This window comes from Amycolatopsis sp. cmx-4-61, assembly GCF_046548775.1.
Classification (GTDB): Bacteria; Actinomycetota; Actinomycetes; order Mycobacteriales; family Pseudonocardiaceae; genus Amycolatopsis.
In genome coordinates this window covers 240,071-254,445 of record NZ_JAEBEI010000013.1, presented here as the reverse complement: position 1 = coordinate 254,445, position 14,375 = coordinate 240,071, and the positions used below count along the sequence as shown (strand labels likewise).

Below are 14,375 nucleotides of genomic sequence, written 5' to 3'. Positions count from 1 at the left end.
AAGGCGCGCTCCTTTCCTTTGTCTCTTTGAAGGCGAGCATCTAGTCGGCGCCGCGTTCAAGTAGGTAGCGCGCATAGTCGGCTGTGGTCTGCAAGGCGTCTGTGGCGACTATCCGCCCGGGCCCCGCGACCGAGCACGGCAGGAATCAGCCCCGAAGGCGCAGCGGGCACGACTCTCACACGACCATGGAAATTCGGCAATCACATGATCGGCGAGAGTCGTGGCCGCCCTACAGCACGCCGAAAGATTTCGCCGACCCCCGCCCTCTCCGGGGGGCGTCCCCAGGTCCAGTCTATCGGGGGTGGGCGACAAAAGGCTGGGAATGACGGTCCACGGGCCTCGTTGTCCACATCGGAGGGCGGCTGTGGACAACGAGGCTCGGGCGGTCAGGCAGGCGCCGTTGTGGTGGTGAAACTGGCCGCCGGGCCGGTTCCGGTTGCCGTCTGCGCTGCCACCGTGAATGTGTACGTTGTTGCCGGGTTCAGGCCGTTCACCACTCTGGTCATTCCCTTGGTCGTTGGCTGCGTCACCAGTGCGTCGCGGCCCTCCACCGGGATTGTGCGGCCGTCCGATACCGTGATCACGTAGCCCAGTACCGGGGTGTCGCCTGCCACGGACGGGGGATTCCAGCGGATCGAGGCCGCGTTCGTGCTCGGCAATGCGCGGGCGCTTGTGGGGATGCCCGGCAGGGCACCGGGTTTCGGGGCCGGTGTCACCGGGGCCGCGGGCAGGGATGGCTCGCTCGCGCCGAATGCGTTACGCGCTGCGACTGTCACCGTGTACGGTGTTCCGTCCGTCAGGCCGGGCACTTCCGCGTACGCGCGCTTTGCGAAGTCGGCTGCGGTGACAGTTGCCGTATACGTGCGGCCGCCGCCCGATGCCGTCAGCACGTATTCCGTCACTGGTGCGTTGTTGAACGCGAACGTCGGGTTCCAAGTCGCGTAGAGCTTTCCCGGGACCGCGAACGTGCCGATCCGCGTTGGTGCTTCGGCCGGTGCGCGACCACCGACCTGTTGGGTGAGGAGCTTGCGGTAAGGCGGTTCCAGGCCCGCGTTCGCCACGATCGCGGGCGGCGCGTCCGCCGGGCGGGCGAGGAGCTGGTTGCCGCGGGTGATCGCGCCCTTGTCCGTCTTGTCGCGGTCGCCCTGCTCCCAATAGTTGCCCTCGATCAGGGTCGGGTCGTTGTTGCCCAGGTCGTCGCGGTAGTCGACGTGCACTGTGCCGACATTGGCGTACGCCATGTCGTAGAGGACGTTGCCGCGGATCGTCTCGTACGTGTTGCCGTTGTCGGTGTAGACGCCCTTGCCGAGGCCCCACTGGTCGTGGATGACGTTGCCCGTCACTTTCTCGCCGTCGTCCAGCGAGCTGCCGGTGATGCCCTGCGTGTACACGCCGCCGCCGTCGTCGAGCATCTGCATGTAGTCGAAGATCAGGTTGTCCGAAACCACGTTGTCGTGCGACAGGTTCGGCGTCGCGGGACGCTTGATCTTGTCCGGCCAGCCGCCCCAGCCCAGTGAGATCGCCGAGTAGGCGACGTGGTCGATCTGGTTGTGGGAAACAGTGTTCCGCACGGTGTAGCCGTCGACGATCGGGACGCCGCCGTGGAATTCGCGCGGCAGGCCGTAGAGGTGGTTGTTCGTGACCTGAATGTCCCGCACGACGTCGGCGTCGGTGTCCGTGACCGGCTTGTCGACGCCGCCGATCTGCACGCCGTTGCCCGAGATGTCGGTGAAGATGTCGCCACGCACCTGGGATTCCTTGGTGCCGTCCACCAGATCGAGCCCGGCGCCGCCGAGGTGGGCGAACACGCTGTCGCCGAATTCGACGCGCCGGCCGTGCGAAACGGAGACGTTGGCGGGTTCCCGCGTCCAGGACGCGTACGGGCACGTGCCGCCGGGCACGAACTGGCACAGGCCCTGGACGGCCCAGCCGTCGGCGCCGGTGATGGTGTACCCCGCCTGGATTTCCGAGAAGCCCTCGGGCGACGACGGGGTCAGCCAGGTCGCGTAGGAGTAGCGCAGGCCGCGGAAGGCGACGTCGTGGATGCCCCGGGCGTCGAGCAGCTTCTCCAGCACCGGCATTTCGACGTCCGCGCGGCGCAGGTCCTGGCCCGGCTTCGGCAGGTAGTAGACGACGTGCGCGGACCGGTCGAGGTACCACTCGCCCGGCGCGTCGAGCAGCTCGAAGGCGTTCTCGGCGTAGGTGGGGTGCCGCCCGTTGGTGAGGTCCGCGGGCCCGACCATGTTGACGCTGCGGCCGGGGATGTCCGGGAACAGCACGCGTTTCGTCGAGTTGTCCCAGCACGGGCCGGCCATGGTGATCGTCGTGCCCTCGGCGGCGGCGAGCGGGCAGCGCGGTTCGGTCCACTGGCCGAGGCCGTCGCGCTGGACGTTCCACAGCGCCTCACCCGCGACGTACACGAACTCGACGTCCTTGGGGTTGCGCCAGTGGGCGAGTGTGTCGGCACTGGCGGTGTAGCCGGCGGCGGTGGCCTTGACGGTCACCGGCAGGGGGCCGCGGGCCCGTTGCTCGCGGACCCCGTCGACGTAGAGCTGCCGCGTGTTGTCGAGCCCGGCGGGCGCGGGCGCGGCGAACAGCCCGGGACGGCCCGGCACCGGGCGCCAGCCGGTGACCCGGACGCCGCCGTTCAGCTCGGTGTCGCCGCTGCCCTGCCAGATGACGCGGTGGCCGTTGCCGCCGGAGTCCCTCGCGTCGAGCAGCAGCGGGGCGGTCAGCCGGAAGACCCCGGGCGCGAGGTGCACGGTGAGATCCCGGGTGAGGTGCGGGGCGCGTTGCCGCACGAGGTCGCGGGCCCGGTCGAGCGTCCGGACGGGGTGAGCCGCGGTACCGGGCGCCCGATCGGCCCCGTCGGGCGAGACGTAGACGTCCCGGTTGGCGGCCTCGGGCCCGGCCGCGGCCACCGGAGCGGTGGCGAGCAGCGCGCCCACGCCGAGGAGAACGGTCACCACGGTGCGGCGCCGCGTCGAGCCCCACTTGGTCAGCATGAGGGAAAGATAGGATCTCTGACGCGCGATGTCGACAATTTCCCGCTCACCGGGGCACGACGTCCACTATTCGTCGGATGCCTCGCCACGATTCGGCCGGTCAAACAGGGTTGGGTGAGCCTGGGCCGGTCAGTCGCGGCTGGGGCCGAAGCGTTCCGTGCGGATGCGGTGCGGGTCGTGACCCAGGGCGACCAGGATGTCCGCCACCGTCTCCACGAAGCCCGTCGGGCCGCACACGAAGCAGGAGGCGCCGAACTCGGCCGGCCAGCCCGCCGTGTTGATCGTGGCCACGTCGATGCGGCGGGGAATTCCCGCGCGCCCTTCGGGCAGCTCGCGCGTGTACACGTACGTCACGTCCACGCCCGCCACCGGCGTGCGCAGCTCGTCCGCGTAGTACAGCTCCGCCGGGGTGCGCAGCGAGTAGATCAGCTTGAACGGCGTGCGGACGCCGGCCGCGCGGCGGGCGCGGATCATCGCCATCAGGGGGACGATGCCCGAGCCGCCCGCGATCAGGAGGACCGGGGCCGGGTCCGTCGGGCGCCAGGCGAACCAGCCGCCGATCGGGCCGCGGATCTCGACCGGGTCACCGATGGCGTACGGGCCGGTGAGGTGCTCGGACACCTCGCCGTCGGCCACGCGCTGGACCGTCAGCTCCACCCGGTCGCCGTCGGCCGGCGCGGCGAGGGAGTAGCTGCGCTGCGCGCGGTAGCCGTCCGCGGCGGTGAGCCGGACGTCGACGTGCTGGCCCGCCAGGTGCCCCGGCCAGCCGGGCAGGTCGAAGACGAGCGTGCGCGCCGTCGGCGTCTCGTCGCGGAATTCGGCCAGGCGGGCGACCCGCCAGGCTAGTCGCCCTGATACCGCTGTTCGCGCCATGGATCCCCGTAGTCGTGGTAGCCGGCGTTTTCCCAGAAGCCCGGCTCGTCCCGGGTCTTCAGCTCCAGCCCGCGCACCCACTTCGCGGACTTCCAGAAGTACAGGTGCGGCACGAGCAGCCGCGCCGGACCGCCGTGTTCGGGCGTCAGCGGCTTGCCGCCGTACTCGTAGGCGATCCAGGCCTGGCCGTCGAGCAGGTCGGCCAGCGGCAGGTTCGTCGTGTACCCGCCGTAGGCGTGCACCATGACGTAGTCGGCCTCGGTGGCGAGCCCGCCGACGAGGGTGTCGATCGAGACGCCGCGCCAGCGGGTGTCCAATTTGGACCACTGGGTGACGCAGTGGATGTCCACTGTGGGCTTCTCGCTGGGCAGGGCCATCAGCTCGGCCCAGCTCCAGGTGTGCTTGTCCCCCGTCTCGGTGGTGACGGTGAACTCCCACGTCTCGGTGCGCACGCGCGGCGTCGGGCCCGCCGACAGCACCGGGAAGTCTTCGGCCAGGTACTGCCCCGGCGGCAGCCGCGGGTTGCCACTGCGGGCCCGGCCCTGGAAACCCGGTGTCACGACGCCCATGCGGCGCTCCCTTCCCGATCGCGACGAGCCTACGCCCGGACCTGCAGCCCGAGCGACGTGACGAGCACCGCAGCCTGTTCGGGTGACACGATCGCCCCGGCCAGCTCGGCGTTCAGCGGGTCGAGCGCCGAAAGGTCACTGCCGCGCAGCTCGGCCTTCGGCAGCTTGACGGCGTGCAGCATCGCCCCGGACAGGTCGACGTCGGCGAACGTCGCGCCGCCGCAGTTCGCCCCGGTGAGGTCGGCCTCCCGCATCCGGACGCCCTGGAAGGTGACCGTCCGCAGGTCGGCGCCCGCGAGCCCGGCGAACGACCAGTCCCCGCCGGTGACCCGCAGCGGCCGCAGCTCGCACTCGGTGAACGTGGCGCCGACGAACTTGCACCCGGTGAATTCGGCGTCGAAGAAGCTGCACCGCTTGAAGGCGCAGCCGGTGAAGGCCGAGTCCGTGTGCCGCGACGCGTTGAAGCGCACGTTGCCGAACACGCAGTCGGTGAAGACCGCGTTCCGGGTGCTGGCCTCGGAGAGGTCGGTCTCGTGGAACTCGCACCGCACGTAGTGCCGCCCGGTGATCTCCTCCCCGTACCAGTCGTCGCGGAAGAACCGCTGGTCCTCTTGCGTGGCCTCGGGCATGCCGACAGGCTAGCGGCAGTTCCGATGCCGGAGGGGCCGCGCATGCTCGACGCCGACGACGTCCGCCGGGCCGTGCCGATGCCGGCCGCCGTCGAAGCGGTGCGCGAGGCGTTCCTCGACCTCGCCGCCGGCCGTTTCGTGGTGCCGCAACGGATGTCCTTCGCCGGCGCCACGACGCTCGTGATGACCGCCTGCCACACCCCGTCCTCGACGACCGTGGTGAAGACGCTCAACCTGGTCCCCGGCCGGACGCCGATGATCCTGGGCACGCTGGTGTGGAACACGGCCGAGGGTCAGGTGGTCGCCGACGCCGTCGAGATCACCGCCCTGCGCACCGGCGCGGTGTCCGGGGTCGCCACTGACCTGCTTGCCGCGCCTTCGGCGAGCCGCTTGGCCCTGCTCGGCACCGGGGCGCAAGCCGCCGACCAGGTCCGTGCCGTGGCGGCGGTGCGCCCGGTGCGCCACGTGGCGGTGTTCGGCCGGGACGCCTCGCGCGCTTCGGCGTTCGCGGAGCGGTTGCGGGCCGAGTCCCCGGAGGTGGCGGTGCGGGTGGCTTCGAGCGCCCCGGACGCGGTGTCCGATGCGAGATCGTCTGTTGTGCTACTTCGTCGAGTACTCCTCTCTTCGCTGCCGATGACCTGCCGCCACGGGTGCACGTCAACGCGATCGGGTCTTACCTGCCGTCCATGCGGGAACTGCCCGCCGAACTGCTCGCCACCGCGGGGTGCGTGGTGGTGGATCAGGTCGGTGCCGCGCTCGAGGAGGCGGGCGAGGTGATCCACGCGGTGGACACCGGAGTGCTGGACGTTGGTGGGCTGATCGAGCTGGGGTCGGCTTTGCGGACGCCTCCGGTGGTTCGGGGACGGACGGTGTTCAAGTCGGTCGGGCTTGCTGTGCAGGACTGGGCGGTGGCCCGGTTGCTCGGCGAAGCTGGAGTGCGCCGCTGAGGCGAGTCGACCGCGCCGCCGGGTGGGCTGGGGCCGCCACTGACTGCTGTCTGCGCCGGGACCGCACCGACCCAGCCGGGGCTACTGCGGCGGCTCCGGCGGCCGCGCGGCTCCACCAGGTGGTAGCACTCATCGGCAGGCCGACCGTTGCCGATCGCCCGGGTCGGCGGGTTTCGCGTCGGTCGGCTGTTGTGCAGGGCTGAGCCGTGACCCGGTTGCTCGGTGAAACTCGAGCGCGCCCCTAAGCGAGTCGACCGCCGCCGCGCGGGCTGGGGCCGGGTGCGCACCGAGCCGCCGCCGAGCCACCCCGGCAAGGAGCTACTGCGGCGGCTCCGGCGGCCGGGCGGTCCACCAGGTGGTAGGTCCGCGTTCATCGCAAGGCCGGTCGGTGCCGATCGCCGGAGGCTGGCGCTGTTCACGTCGGTCGGGCTTGCTGTGCAGGACTGGGTCGTGCCCCCGGCTGCTCGGCGAAACTGGAGCGCGCCCCCTGAAGCGAGTCGACCGCACCGGCCGCGTGGCCAGGCGCCGCATGCGCCCCGAACCGCCGCCGAGCCAACCCGGCAGGAGCTACTGCGGCAGGCGCACGGCGCGCTCGGCGGTAGGTCCGCGTGCATCGAGGCCGGCCGGCGACGATCGTCCGGGGCGGACGGTGTTCACGTCGGTCGGGCTCGCTGTGCGGGACTGGGTCGCGCCCGGTTGCTCGGCGGAACTGGAGTGTGCCGTCGAGTGTATTACCCAGCCGGGTGGTTAACCGCGTGACGGGTGAGCCTCCTGCTGCGGGTCTGAGGAGTCCGAGGGTTGATCTGGTCACCACCTGTGGCAAGCGAGCCGCGGAGAGCAACGGAAGCGGCCGAACGGCGCAATCTGGGCTTCAGAGCGTTTGATCAGTCACCCGATCCGGGAATTTTCGCGGCATGTCTCCTTGGCGAACCACCACCAGACGGAACACGGCCGTGCGGGTCATCACGGCGATCGGCGCGATCTTCGCGGGGATCGAAGTTCTCTACATGATCATGGTGCTGGCCGGCGCGAATGCCGGCAACGCCTTCTTCCAGTTCATCAAGTCACTGGCGGTTCCTCTCGCCCTGTTCTGGCCTGGCCTCTTCCCGGTGGACAGCCCCAGCCTGGCCGTCATCCTCGACTACGGTCTGGCCGCGGTGTTCTGGCTGGTCATCACCGGCATCATCGCCCGCTTCGCGGGCCGGTGACCGGAGGCGATCCGCTGGCCCGGCCGGGAACCACCCGCCGTCGCCGCCGCCGGTGTCCGTGGGCGACACTGGACGGATGAGCGACGGCAGGTGGTTCGACGGCTGGTCACCGTGGCCCGAGCTGGCCGGGTTGGCCGCGGCCGGGCGTTCGCTGCTGCCGAACGTCCCGGTCACGCCGGCCGCCTTGGCGCGCACCGTCACCGAACAGCTCGTCGGCCGCCGGCTGACCGCGAAGGTGGGTGACCGCGAAGTCGGCCTCACCCTCGCCGAACTCGACTACCCGGCCGACAGCCTCCGGCTGGCCACCGGTCGCCTCGGCGACGTCCGGATCGTCGCCGAGGACGTCGACTGGCCGGAGCCCGAAGACGGCGGCCGCATTCTGCTGCGCCGCGTCACCGTGCTCGCCGAAGACGTCCGCCTCCGCTCGCTGCCCACGCCGGCCGCCAACCCCGCGCGGGTGCAGCTGGCGATCGCCGTCTCCGCCGATGTGCTGCGGGACCGGGTGGCGAAAGCCCGCCCCGGGATCGTCGCGAGCCCGGCCGACGATGGCCTGCTGCGGATCCACTGGGCCAAGCGACCGCGCTGGGGCCACCTGACGCTGCGCCCGCAGGTGGCGGCGGACGGCGTGCTGCTCGTGCCGCAGACCCTCCACATCGGACAGCGGCAGCTGCGGCCGCCCCGGGGCTTCCGCCCCATCGTGCTTCCCCTGCCGGAACTCCCACCCGGGCTGAAGCTGACGAAGGTGGAGCCGCGGCACGACGAACTCGTGCTGCACACAGTGGCGGAGGAATGGCCGGACCGCCTTTCCCGCATTCCCCTGCCGGACCTGCTGAGCTGGCTGACCACCGCAGCCATGACCCTGACCCTGCCGAAACTCGGTGCGCGTCCATAGCTCCCCCTTCGCCGATGTGAGCCGGAATGGCTCACATCCGCCAAGCTACTCGAACGCGCGTTCGAACTCATCACTCACACGGGTACATCCGGAAAACCGTTGCCCGGCAAGGAAACCGGGAACCAGGTGCCCGAGGCCCACTCGACGTCACCCCAGGCCGCACGCTCTTCGGCTCGAGGATCGAGCACCAGGTCGGTGTCTTCCCGGAACACCATGACCGACCGCAGTTCCGGCCCGTACAACGGCCATTCGGGCCCGTCGGCGGACGCGACGCCGTCGCGCACGAACCCCGCCCAGCAACGGTGGATGAGCAGCGCCGCCCGCTCGCGCGCCGGATTGACCGCGGTTCCCTGTGCTGCCAAGGGAAGCGGAACCTTCCACGCCATGGTGGTTTCGGTGCCGTGGCCGCCGTCGAGCTGCTCGGGCACCCCGGGCGCGGCGATGTCGATCCGGTACCGGTAGACGGGAGCGTGCGCGGCCTGGGCGTCGGCGAGCCGCTGCGTCGGGATGCCGTACCGCTCGTCGCCCATCGCGGCGATCCGCGCGGCTTTCATGTCCGGAACCCGGCGAAGGTAGGTCTCGAGCAGCCGCGCTGCACCCGGATCGCCGAGGATCCCCGCGAGCACCCCGGAAGCCGGAGCGGTGGCGACGTCGTCGCCGAGCATCATCGCGTACGTGCTGCCTTCGTTGCTGTTGCAGCCGATCAGCAGCGGGATCCCGGCGGCGCTCCCCCGCCGGATCGGCCCGATCGGCACCTCGGGCAGCACGCGCGGGTGCAGCGTCGGGCGCCACAGCCACAGCGCCTGGAACCCGCTCAGGATCCGTTCCTGCGCCTCGACGAACTCCTTGGCCGGCAACGCCCGCAATGCGGCGAGGTCGTGGCAGCCGACCTCGTCCAGCAGCCGGCGGGCCAGCGCCGTCCCCGCCTCCGGCGTCGCCACGTGGTCCGCGCCGCCGGAACTGCTGATGGCCTGGGCGAACAACCCCGCACCGAGCGGGCTGCCCATCAGGTTGCCGACGCTCTTCGCACCCGCCGAAACGCCGTAGACGGTGACCCGCGCCGGGTCCCCGCCGAACGCGGAGATGTTGCGGCGCACCCACTTCAAGGCCTCGATCTGGTCCAGGAAGCCGCACACGCCGGCGTCCGGTTCGGACGCGCCGAATACCCCGCCGAGGTGCAGGAAGCCGAGCGAGCCGAGCCGGTAGTTGATGGTGACCACGACGATCCCGGCGCGCGCGAACTCCTCGCCGTCCCCCAGCTGCTCGCCGTGGCCGACGCGGTACCCGCCGCCGTGCAGCCAGAACAGCACCGGCCACCCGCCCTCCGGCGCGGGCCCCTCGGGCGTGCAGACGTTGAGGTACAGGCAGTCCTCGTCGCACACCGCGGCCGGGTTCAGCGGGTCGGGCGGCTGCATCGCGTGCGGCCCGTACTCCGTCGTGACGTGCACACCACCGGAGAGCGACGGCGGCTGCGGCGCCTTCCACCGCAGCTCGCCGACCGGCGGGCGGGCGTACGGGATCCCGCGCCAGACGCGGACACCGTCGCCCGCCAGCCCGACCAGCGCCCCGAGTTCGGTCGTGACCGTCGGGACGGCAGCCATCAGAGCGAGGCCTGCTCGACCGTCGGCAGGCAGACCTCGAACCGGGTGTTCCCGGGCTCGGATTCGACACGCAGGTCGCCCTGGTGCCGTTCGACGACGATCTTCCACGAGATGTCCAGGCCCAGCCCGGTGCCCTCGCCGACCGGCTTGGTCGTGAAGAACGGCTCGAAGATCCGCGGCTTGATGTCCGCGGGGATGCCCGGGCCGGTGTCGCCGACTTCCACGCGGACCTGCTCGTTTTCCCCCCACGTCCGCAACGTCAGGGTGCCCTCGCCCGCCATCGCGCCGAGGGCGTTGTCGATGATGTTCGTCCACACCTGGTTCAGCTCGGCCGGGTAGGCCGGGATCTTCGGCAGGTTGCGGTCGTACTCCTTGACGACGCGGATCCCGCCGAGCTTGCCGGAGAGCATCACCAGCGTGGAGTCGAGGCCGTCGTGGACGTCGACCCACTGGTGCGGCGCCCGGTCCATCTGCGAGTACTGCTTGGCCTTGCCGACCAGCGCGGAGATCCGCGTGGTGGAGTCCTCGATCTCGCCCATCAGCATCTCGGTTTCGAGCGCGTAGGCGAGCCAGCGGACGGCACCGTCGATGAACGTGTCGCCGACCTGCTCCAGCACGTGGTCCAGGTCGGCCGTGGTCAGGCCGGCGCGGACGTAGATGTCGGCGAGGTCCCAGCCGCCGTCGATGCCGCGGTCGTCGAACCAGTCCGTGATCTCGTCCTCGCGGTCGGCCTGCTGCATCGCCGTCAGCTTCTCGGCCTGCGCGACCTGCTTGACCAGGCGTTCCTGGACGTCGATGAGCTGGTAGAGCAGCTCGGGTTCGATGTCCTTCTTGGCCAGGAAGGCGAGCTTGTGCCGCATTCCGGCGACGCGTTCGCGCAGGGCGGACGTCGCCCGGACGGCGGCCGCGGCCGGGTTGTTCAGCTCGTGCGTCAGGCCGGCCGACAGCTCGCCCAGCGCCAGCAGACGGCGGCGCGAGCCGATCACCGTGTCGCTGTTGCGCCAGCCGAGGTACATGCCCTCCAGCAGGTGCGTCGCCATCGGGAACCACTTGCGGAACTCGACGGAGAACTCCTTCGACGGCAGCGCGAGCAACGTGACGTCGGAAAGCGCCCGCACCGTGGTGCCGAAGGTGTGCTCCGCCTCTTGGTGGACGAAGAACTGCGTCGCCCCGAAGTAGGCGCCGCGCTGGTCGGACCGGTTGGTCTCCACCTCGGTGCCGCTGACCATGCGCGTCATCCGGATGGCGCCGCCGAGCAGGACGTAGAAGCAGGTCGCCTCGCCGCCCTCGTTGATGATCGTCGAGTCGCCCTCGTACTGCTCGAGCACGGCGTGGTCGGCGACCCAGTCGAGCTGGTCCTCGGAAAGGTGTTCGAACAGGAAGAGCCCGCGAAGCTCTTCCCGCGGCAGTGCGCTCATTGTTCCTCCAGGTACCGGTGTACCAGCGTCACGGCCATCGCGCCTTCGCCGACCGCGGAGGCCACCCGCTTGACCGACTGCGACCGCACGTCACCGGCCACGAACACGCCCGGGATCGACGACTCGAGGTAGTGCGGGTCGCGGTCGAGTGGCCAGCCCGCCGGCCGCTGCCCGGCGGACAGCAGGTCGGGGCCGGTGCAGACGAAGCCGTGGTCGTCGCGGTGGATGGCGTCGCCGAGCCAGTCGGTGCGCGGGGCGGCGCCGATGAAGATGAACAGGTGCCCGGACTCCACCGTCTCGGTGACGCCGTTCTCGCAGAGCGTGATCCGCTCGAGGTGCCCGTCGCCGTGGACCTGCTTGACCGTGGTGCGCGTGCGGATGTGGATGTTTTCGATACCGGCGATCTGCTCGATCAGGTAATGCGACATCGACGCTTCCAGTGACTCGCCGCGCACCAGGATCGTGACGTCGCTGGCGTGCCGGGAGAAGAACACCGCGGCCTGCCCGGCGGAGTTGGCGCCGCCGACGATGTAGACGTGCTCGCCCTTGCACTCGGGCGCCTCGGTCGCCGCCGAGCCGTAGTAGACGCCGCGGCCGGTCAGTTCCTCGACGCCGTCGGCCTCGAGCGCGCGGTAGGTGACGCCGCTGGCGAGGATCACCGAGTGCGCGGCGATCTCGCTGCCGTCGCCGAAGGTGATCACCCGCTGCGAACCGCGGGCCTCCAGGCCGACGACGTCCCGCGCGGTCAGCACCTCGGCGCCGAACTTCTGCGCCTGGCGCCGGGCCCGGTCGGTCAGCTGCGCGCCCGAAACGCCGTCCGGGAAGCCGAGGTAGTTTTCGATGCGCGAGCTCGTGCCGGCCTGGCCGCCGGTGGCCTTCTTCTCGACCAGCACCGTGCGCAGGCCCTCGGAGGCGCCGTACACCGCGGCGCCGAGGCCGGCCGGACCGCCGCCGATGACGACGAGGTCGTAGAACTCCTGCGCCGGCCGGGTCGACAAGCCGACCGCGTCGGCGATCTCGCTGCCGGAGGGGTTCTTGAGGACGGTCCCGTCCGGCGTGACGACCACCGGGATGTCCTTGTCGGTCGCCTCCGCGGCCTGCAGGATCCGGCAGCCCTCGTCGTCGTCGACCGAGTACCAGCGGTACGGGACCGCGTTGCGCGCGAGGAAGTCGCGCAGGTGGAACGACGGCGAGTTGTACCGGTGGCCGATGAGCTTGACCTCTTCGACCGGCCGGTCCCCGACCGCTTTCCAGGTCTCGACCAAGGCGTCGATCACCGGGTAGAGCTTCTCCTCCGGCGGGTCCCACGGCTTGAGCAGGTAGTGGTCGACGTCGACGACGTTGATCGCCTGGATCGCGGCGTCGGTGTCGGCGTAGGCGGTCAGCAGGGCGCGGCGGGCGTGCGGGAACAGGTCCATCGCCTTCTCGAGGAAGGCGATCCCGTCCATCTGCGGCATCCGGTAGTCGGCGAGGATCGCCGCGACGGCGTCGCCGCGCAGCTTGATCTCGCGCAGCGCGTCGAGGGCGTCCTGGCCGGAGTCGGCGCGGATGACGCGGTAGTCCTTGCCGTAGCGCCGGCGCAGGTCACGGGCGACCGAGCGGGACACGGCGGGATCGTCGTCGACGGTCATCAGGATCGGCTGGCTCACGAGATGCAGCCTACGGCTCGTGGCGGCCGATCGGCGAAGAACGTCTTTTCGGCACCTGGACCCGCTCCAGGTCCTGGGCCACGACGATCTCGCCGTCGAACTCCGCCTTCGCCTCTTCCAGGAAGCGCGCCGGGTCGGGGTAGCGCTGCGAGAAGTGCGTCAGGACCAGCTGCCGGACCCCGCATTCGGCGGCCACGCGGGCGGCCTGCTGGGCGGTCAGGTGCCCGAAGTCCTGCGCCAGGGGGGTGTCTTCGGCGAGGAACGTCGACTCGATGACGAGCACGTCGGCGTTTTCGCTGAGCGCGTACACCGCGTCGCAGAGGCGGGTGTCCATGACGAAGGCGAAGCGCTGGCCGGGCCTCGGCGTGCTGACGTCTTCGAGGCGTGTCTTCCCGAGTCGTCCCTCTCGCTGGAGGCGCCCGACGTCCGGTCCGGCGATGCCGTGCTCCGCCAGCTTGCCAGGGAGCATCGTGCGGCCGTCCGGTTCGATCAGGCGGTAGCCGAACGCCTCGACCGGGTGGCTCAGCCGCCGGGCCTCGAGGGTGAACTTGCCGGAGGCGATCGGGCCGTCCTCGGCGATCGGGTGTTCCCGCAGGTCGGCCTGCTCGTAGAACGCCGTCGCGTGCCGCATCCGCGCGAAGTAGTGCGCGCCGGACGCCGGGAAGTGCGCGTGGACCGGGTGCGGCACCTTGTCCAGCGACAGCCGCTGGATCACCCCGGGCAGGCCGAGGCTGTGGTCGCCGTGGAAGTGCGTGACGCAGATCCGCGTGACGTCCGTGGCGGCCACACCCGCCCGCAGCATCTGGCGCTGGGTGCCTTCGCCGGGGTCGAAGAGGATGCCCTCGCCGTCCCAGCGCAGGAGGTAGCCGTTCTGGTTGCGGTGGCGCGTGGGCACCTGACTCGCGGTGCCCAGCACCACCAGTTCGCGGGTCGACACCCCCGCACGGTACTCAGGCGGCCGGGGTGGTGTCCCCCAGTTTCCGGAGCCGGAAGGCCAGCACCAGCAGCACGATCCCGTAGAGGAGGGCGTAGATGCCGACGAGCAGCGCGATGCCGTACGCACCCGCGACGGGGTGGATCACGATGAGGACGCCGGCGAGCACGGAGATCGCGCCGGCCGCGATGAGGAACGCCTCGCCGCGGATCTGCTTGCGCAGGCGGACGGCCGCGGCGATCTCGGCGATGCCGGTGATGATCGCCCAGAAGCCGACCAGCAGGGCCAGCAGCAGGACGGTGAGGCCGGGCCAGACCAGGACGAGGATCCCGGCGACGATGCCGAGCGCGCCGAGGACGCCGTAAGCCACCCGGTGACCGGTGTCACCCGGGCGGAACGCCTGCATCAGGCCGCCGATGCCGTCGATGATCGCGTACACGCCGTACAGGATGGCCAGGACGAGGACCGTGGCGCCGGGCCAGATCAGCGCGAAGAGCCCGAAGAGCACGGCGAACACACCGCGGACGGCCACCAGCGGCCAGGCCCTGCGGGGTTCGACGACGGTGAACGCTGCGAACGAGGTCATCTGCCGCTCCCGGATCGATTGGGACCTCAGTCTGCGACGATTACCCCCGTCCGGCTTCCGGAAC

At 70.8% G+C, this 14,375-nt stretch carries 11 protein-coding genes and 1 pseudogene; 3 read left to right on the top strand and 9 right to left on the bottom strand.

From position 1 onward, the window contains the following. Positions 1-386 precede the first annotated feature (386 nt). From ACLJOU_RS31460 to ACLJOU_RS31445, 4 genes are all read right to left on the bottom strand, one after another. Positions 387-3,005, bottom strand: coding sequence for a fibronectin type III domain-containing protein (locus tag ACLJOU_RS31460; protein WP_410572424.1), 2,619 nt, complete (start codon positions 3,003-3,005; stop codon positions 387-389). Between the two features lie 129 nt (positions 3,006-3,134). Next, on the bottom strand, positions 3,135-3,878 hold the full coding sequence (locus ACLJOU_RS31455; RefSeq protein ID WP_410572422.1) for a ferredoxin reductase: 744 nt from the start codon (positions 3,876-3,878) through the stop codon (positions 3,135-3,137). Next, positions 3,848-4,447, bottom strand: a complete 600-nt coding sequence (locus ACLJOU_RS31450; protein ID WP_410572420.1) for a sulfite oxidase-like oxidoreductase — start codon at positions 4,445-4,447, stop codon at positions 3,848-3,850. The genes ACLJOU_RS31455 and ACLJOU_RS31450 overlap by 31 nt, the downstream gene beginning before the upstream one ends. A 29-nt stretch (positions 4,448-4,476) precedes the next feature. After that, a complete protein-coding gene (locus ACLJOU_RS31445; RefSeq protein WP_410572418.1) occupies positions 4,477-5,076 on the bottom strand; it encodes a pentapeptide repeat-containing protein in 600 nt (199 codons plus the stop codon). Between the two features lie 42 nt (positions 5,077-5,118). Between ACLJOU_RS31445 and ACLJOU_RS31440 the strand changes: the two are divergent. The 3 genes and pseudogenes from ACLJOU_RS31440 to ACLJOU_RS31430 all read left to right on the top strand — a co-directional run bounded on the left by ACLJOU_RS31440 (position 5,119) and on the right by ACLJOU_RS31430 (position 8,123). Further along, positions 5,119-6,023 (top strand): annotated as a pseudogene (locus ACLJOU_RS31440) (ornithine cyclodeaminase family protein). A 953-nt stretch (positions 6,024-6,976) separates the two neighbouring features. Beyond that, entirely contained in the window at positions 6,977-7,231 is a 255-nt protein-coding gene (locus ACLJOU_RS31435) for a hypothetical protein (RefSeq protein ID WP_410572416.1), read from the top strand. Between the two features lie 76 nt (positions 7,232-7,307). Further along, positions 7,308-8,123, top strand: a complete 816-nt coding sequence (locus ACLJOU_RS31430; protein ID WP_410572414.1) for a hypothetical protein — start codon at positions 7,308-7,310, stop codon at positions 8,121-8,123. A 74-nt stretch (positions 8,124-8,197) separates the two neighbouring features. Here the strand turns inward: ACLJOU_RS31430 and ACLJOU_RS31425 are convergent, their stop codons facing one another. Genes ACLJOU_RS31425 through ACLJOU_RS31405 form a run of 5 tightly spaced genes read right to left on the bottom strand, consistent with a single transcriptional unit; the run spans position 8,198 to position 14,311 of the window. Continuing rightward, complete coding sequence (locus tag ACLJOU_RS31425) at positions 8,198-9,724, bottom strand: carboxylesterase/lipase family protein (protein ID WP_410572412.1); 1,527 nt, start codon at positions 9,722-9,724, stop codon at positions 8,198-8,200. After that, the gene (locus ACLJOU_RS31420) at positions 9,724-11,142 is read right to left on the bottom strand and encodes an ATP-binding protein (RefSeq protein ID WP_410572410.1); all 1,419 of its coding nucleotides are present in this window, start codon (positions 11,140-11,142) and stop codon (positions 9,724-9,726) included. Before ACLJOU_RS31420 ends, ACLJOU_RS31425 begins: the two co-directional genes overlap by 1 nt. Next, a complete protein-coding gene (locus ACLJOU_RS31415; RefSeq protein WP_410572408.1) occupies positions 11,139-12,791 on the bottom strand; it encodes an FAD-dependent oxidoreductase in 1,653 nt (550 codons plus the stop codon). The genes ACLJOU_RS31420 and ACLJOU_RS31415 overlap by 4 nt, the downstream gene beginning before the upstream one ends. 10 nt (positions 12,792-12,801) lie before the next feature. Continuing rightward, positions 12,802-13,728, bottom strand: coding sequence for a ribonuclease Z (locus ACLJOU_RS31410; RefSeq protein WP_410572406.1), 927 nt, complete (start codon positions 13,726-13,728; stop codon positions 12,802-12,804). Positions 13,729-13,741: 13 nt separating this feature from the next. Continuing rightward, complete coding sequence (locus ACLJOU_RS31405) at positions 13,742-14,311, bottom strand: HdeD family acid-resistance protein (protein ID WP_410572404.1); 570 nt, start codon at positions 14,309-14,311, stop codon at positions 13,742-13,744. Between the last annotated feature and the right edge of the window lie 64 nt (positions 14,312-14,375).

Bases quoted from the DNA above. Each gene is read 5' to 3' on its own strand.
- ACLJOU_RS31460 (WP_410572424.1), bottom strand. From the start codon at position 3,005: ATGCTGACCAAGTGGGGCTCGACGCGGCGCCGCACCGTGGTGACCGTT.
- ACLJOU_RS31455 (WP_410572422.1), bottom strand. From the start codon at position 3,878: ATGGCGCGAACAGCGGTATCAGGGCGACTAGCCTGGCGGGTCGCCCGC.
- ACLJOU_RS31450 (WP_410572420.1), bottom strand. From the start codon at position 4,447: ATGGGCGTCGTGACACCGGGTTTCCAGGGCCGGGCCCGCAGTGGCAAC.
- ACLJOU_RS31445 (WP_410572418.1), bottom strand. From the start codon at position 5,076: ATGCCCGAGGCCACGCAAGAGGACCAGCGGTTCTTCCGCGACGACTGG.
- ACLJOU_RS31430 (WP_410572414.1), top strand. From the start codon at position 7,308: ATGAGCGACGGCAGGTGGTTCGACGGCTGGTCACCGTGGCCCGAGCTG.
- ACLJOU_RS31425 (WP_410572412.1), bottom strand. From the start codon at position 9,724: ATGGCTGCCGTCCCGACGGTCACGACCGAACTCGGGGCGCTGGTCGGG.
- ACLJOU_RS31420 (WP_410572410.1), bottom strand. From the start codon at position 11,142: ATGAGCGCACTGCCGCGGGAAGAGCTTCGCGGGCTCTTCCTGTTCGAA.
- ACLJOU_RS31405 (WP_410572404.1), bottom strand. From the start codon at position 14,311: ATGACCTCGTTCGCAGCGTTCACCGTCGTCGAACCCCGCAGGGCCTGG.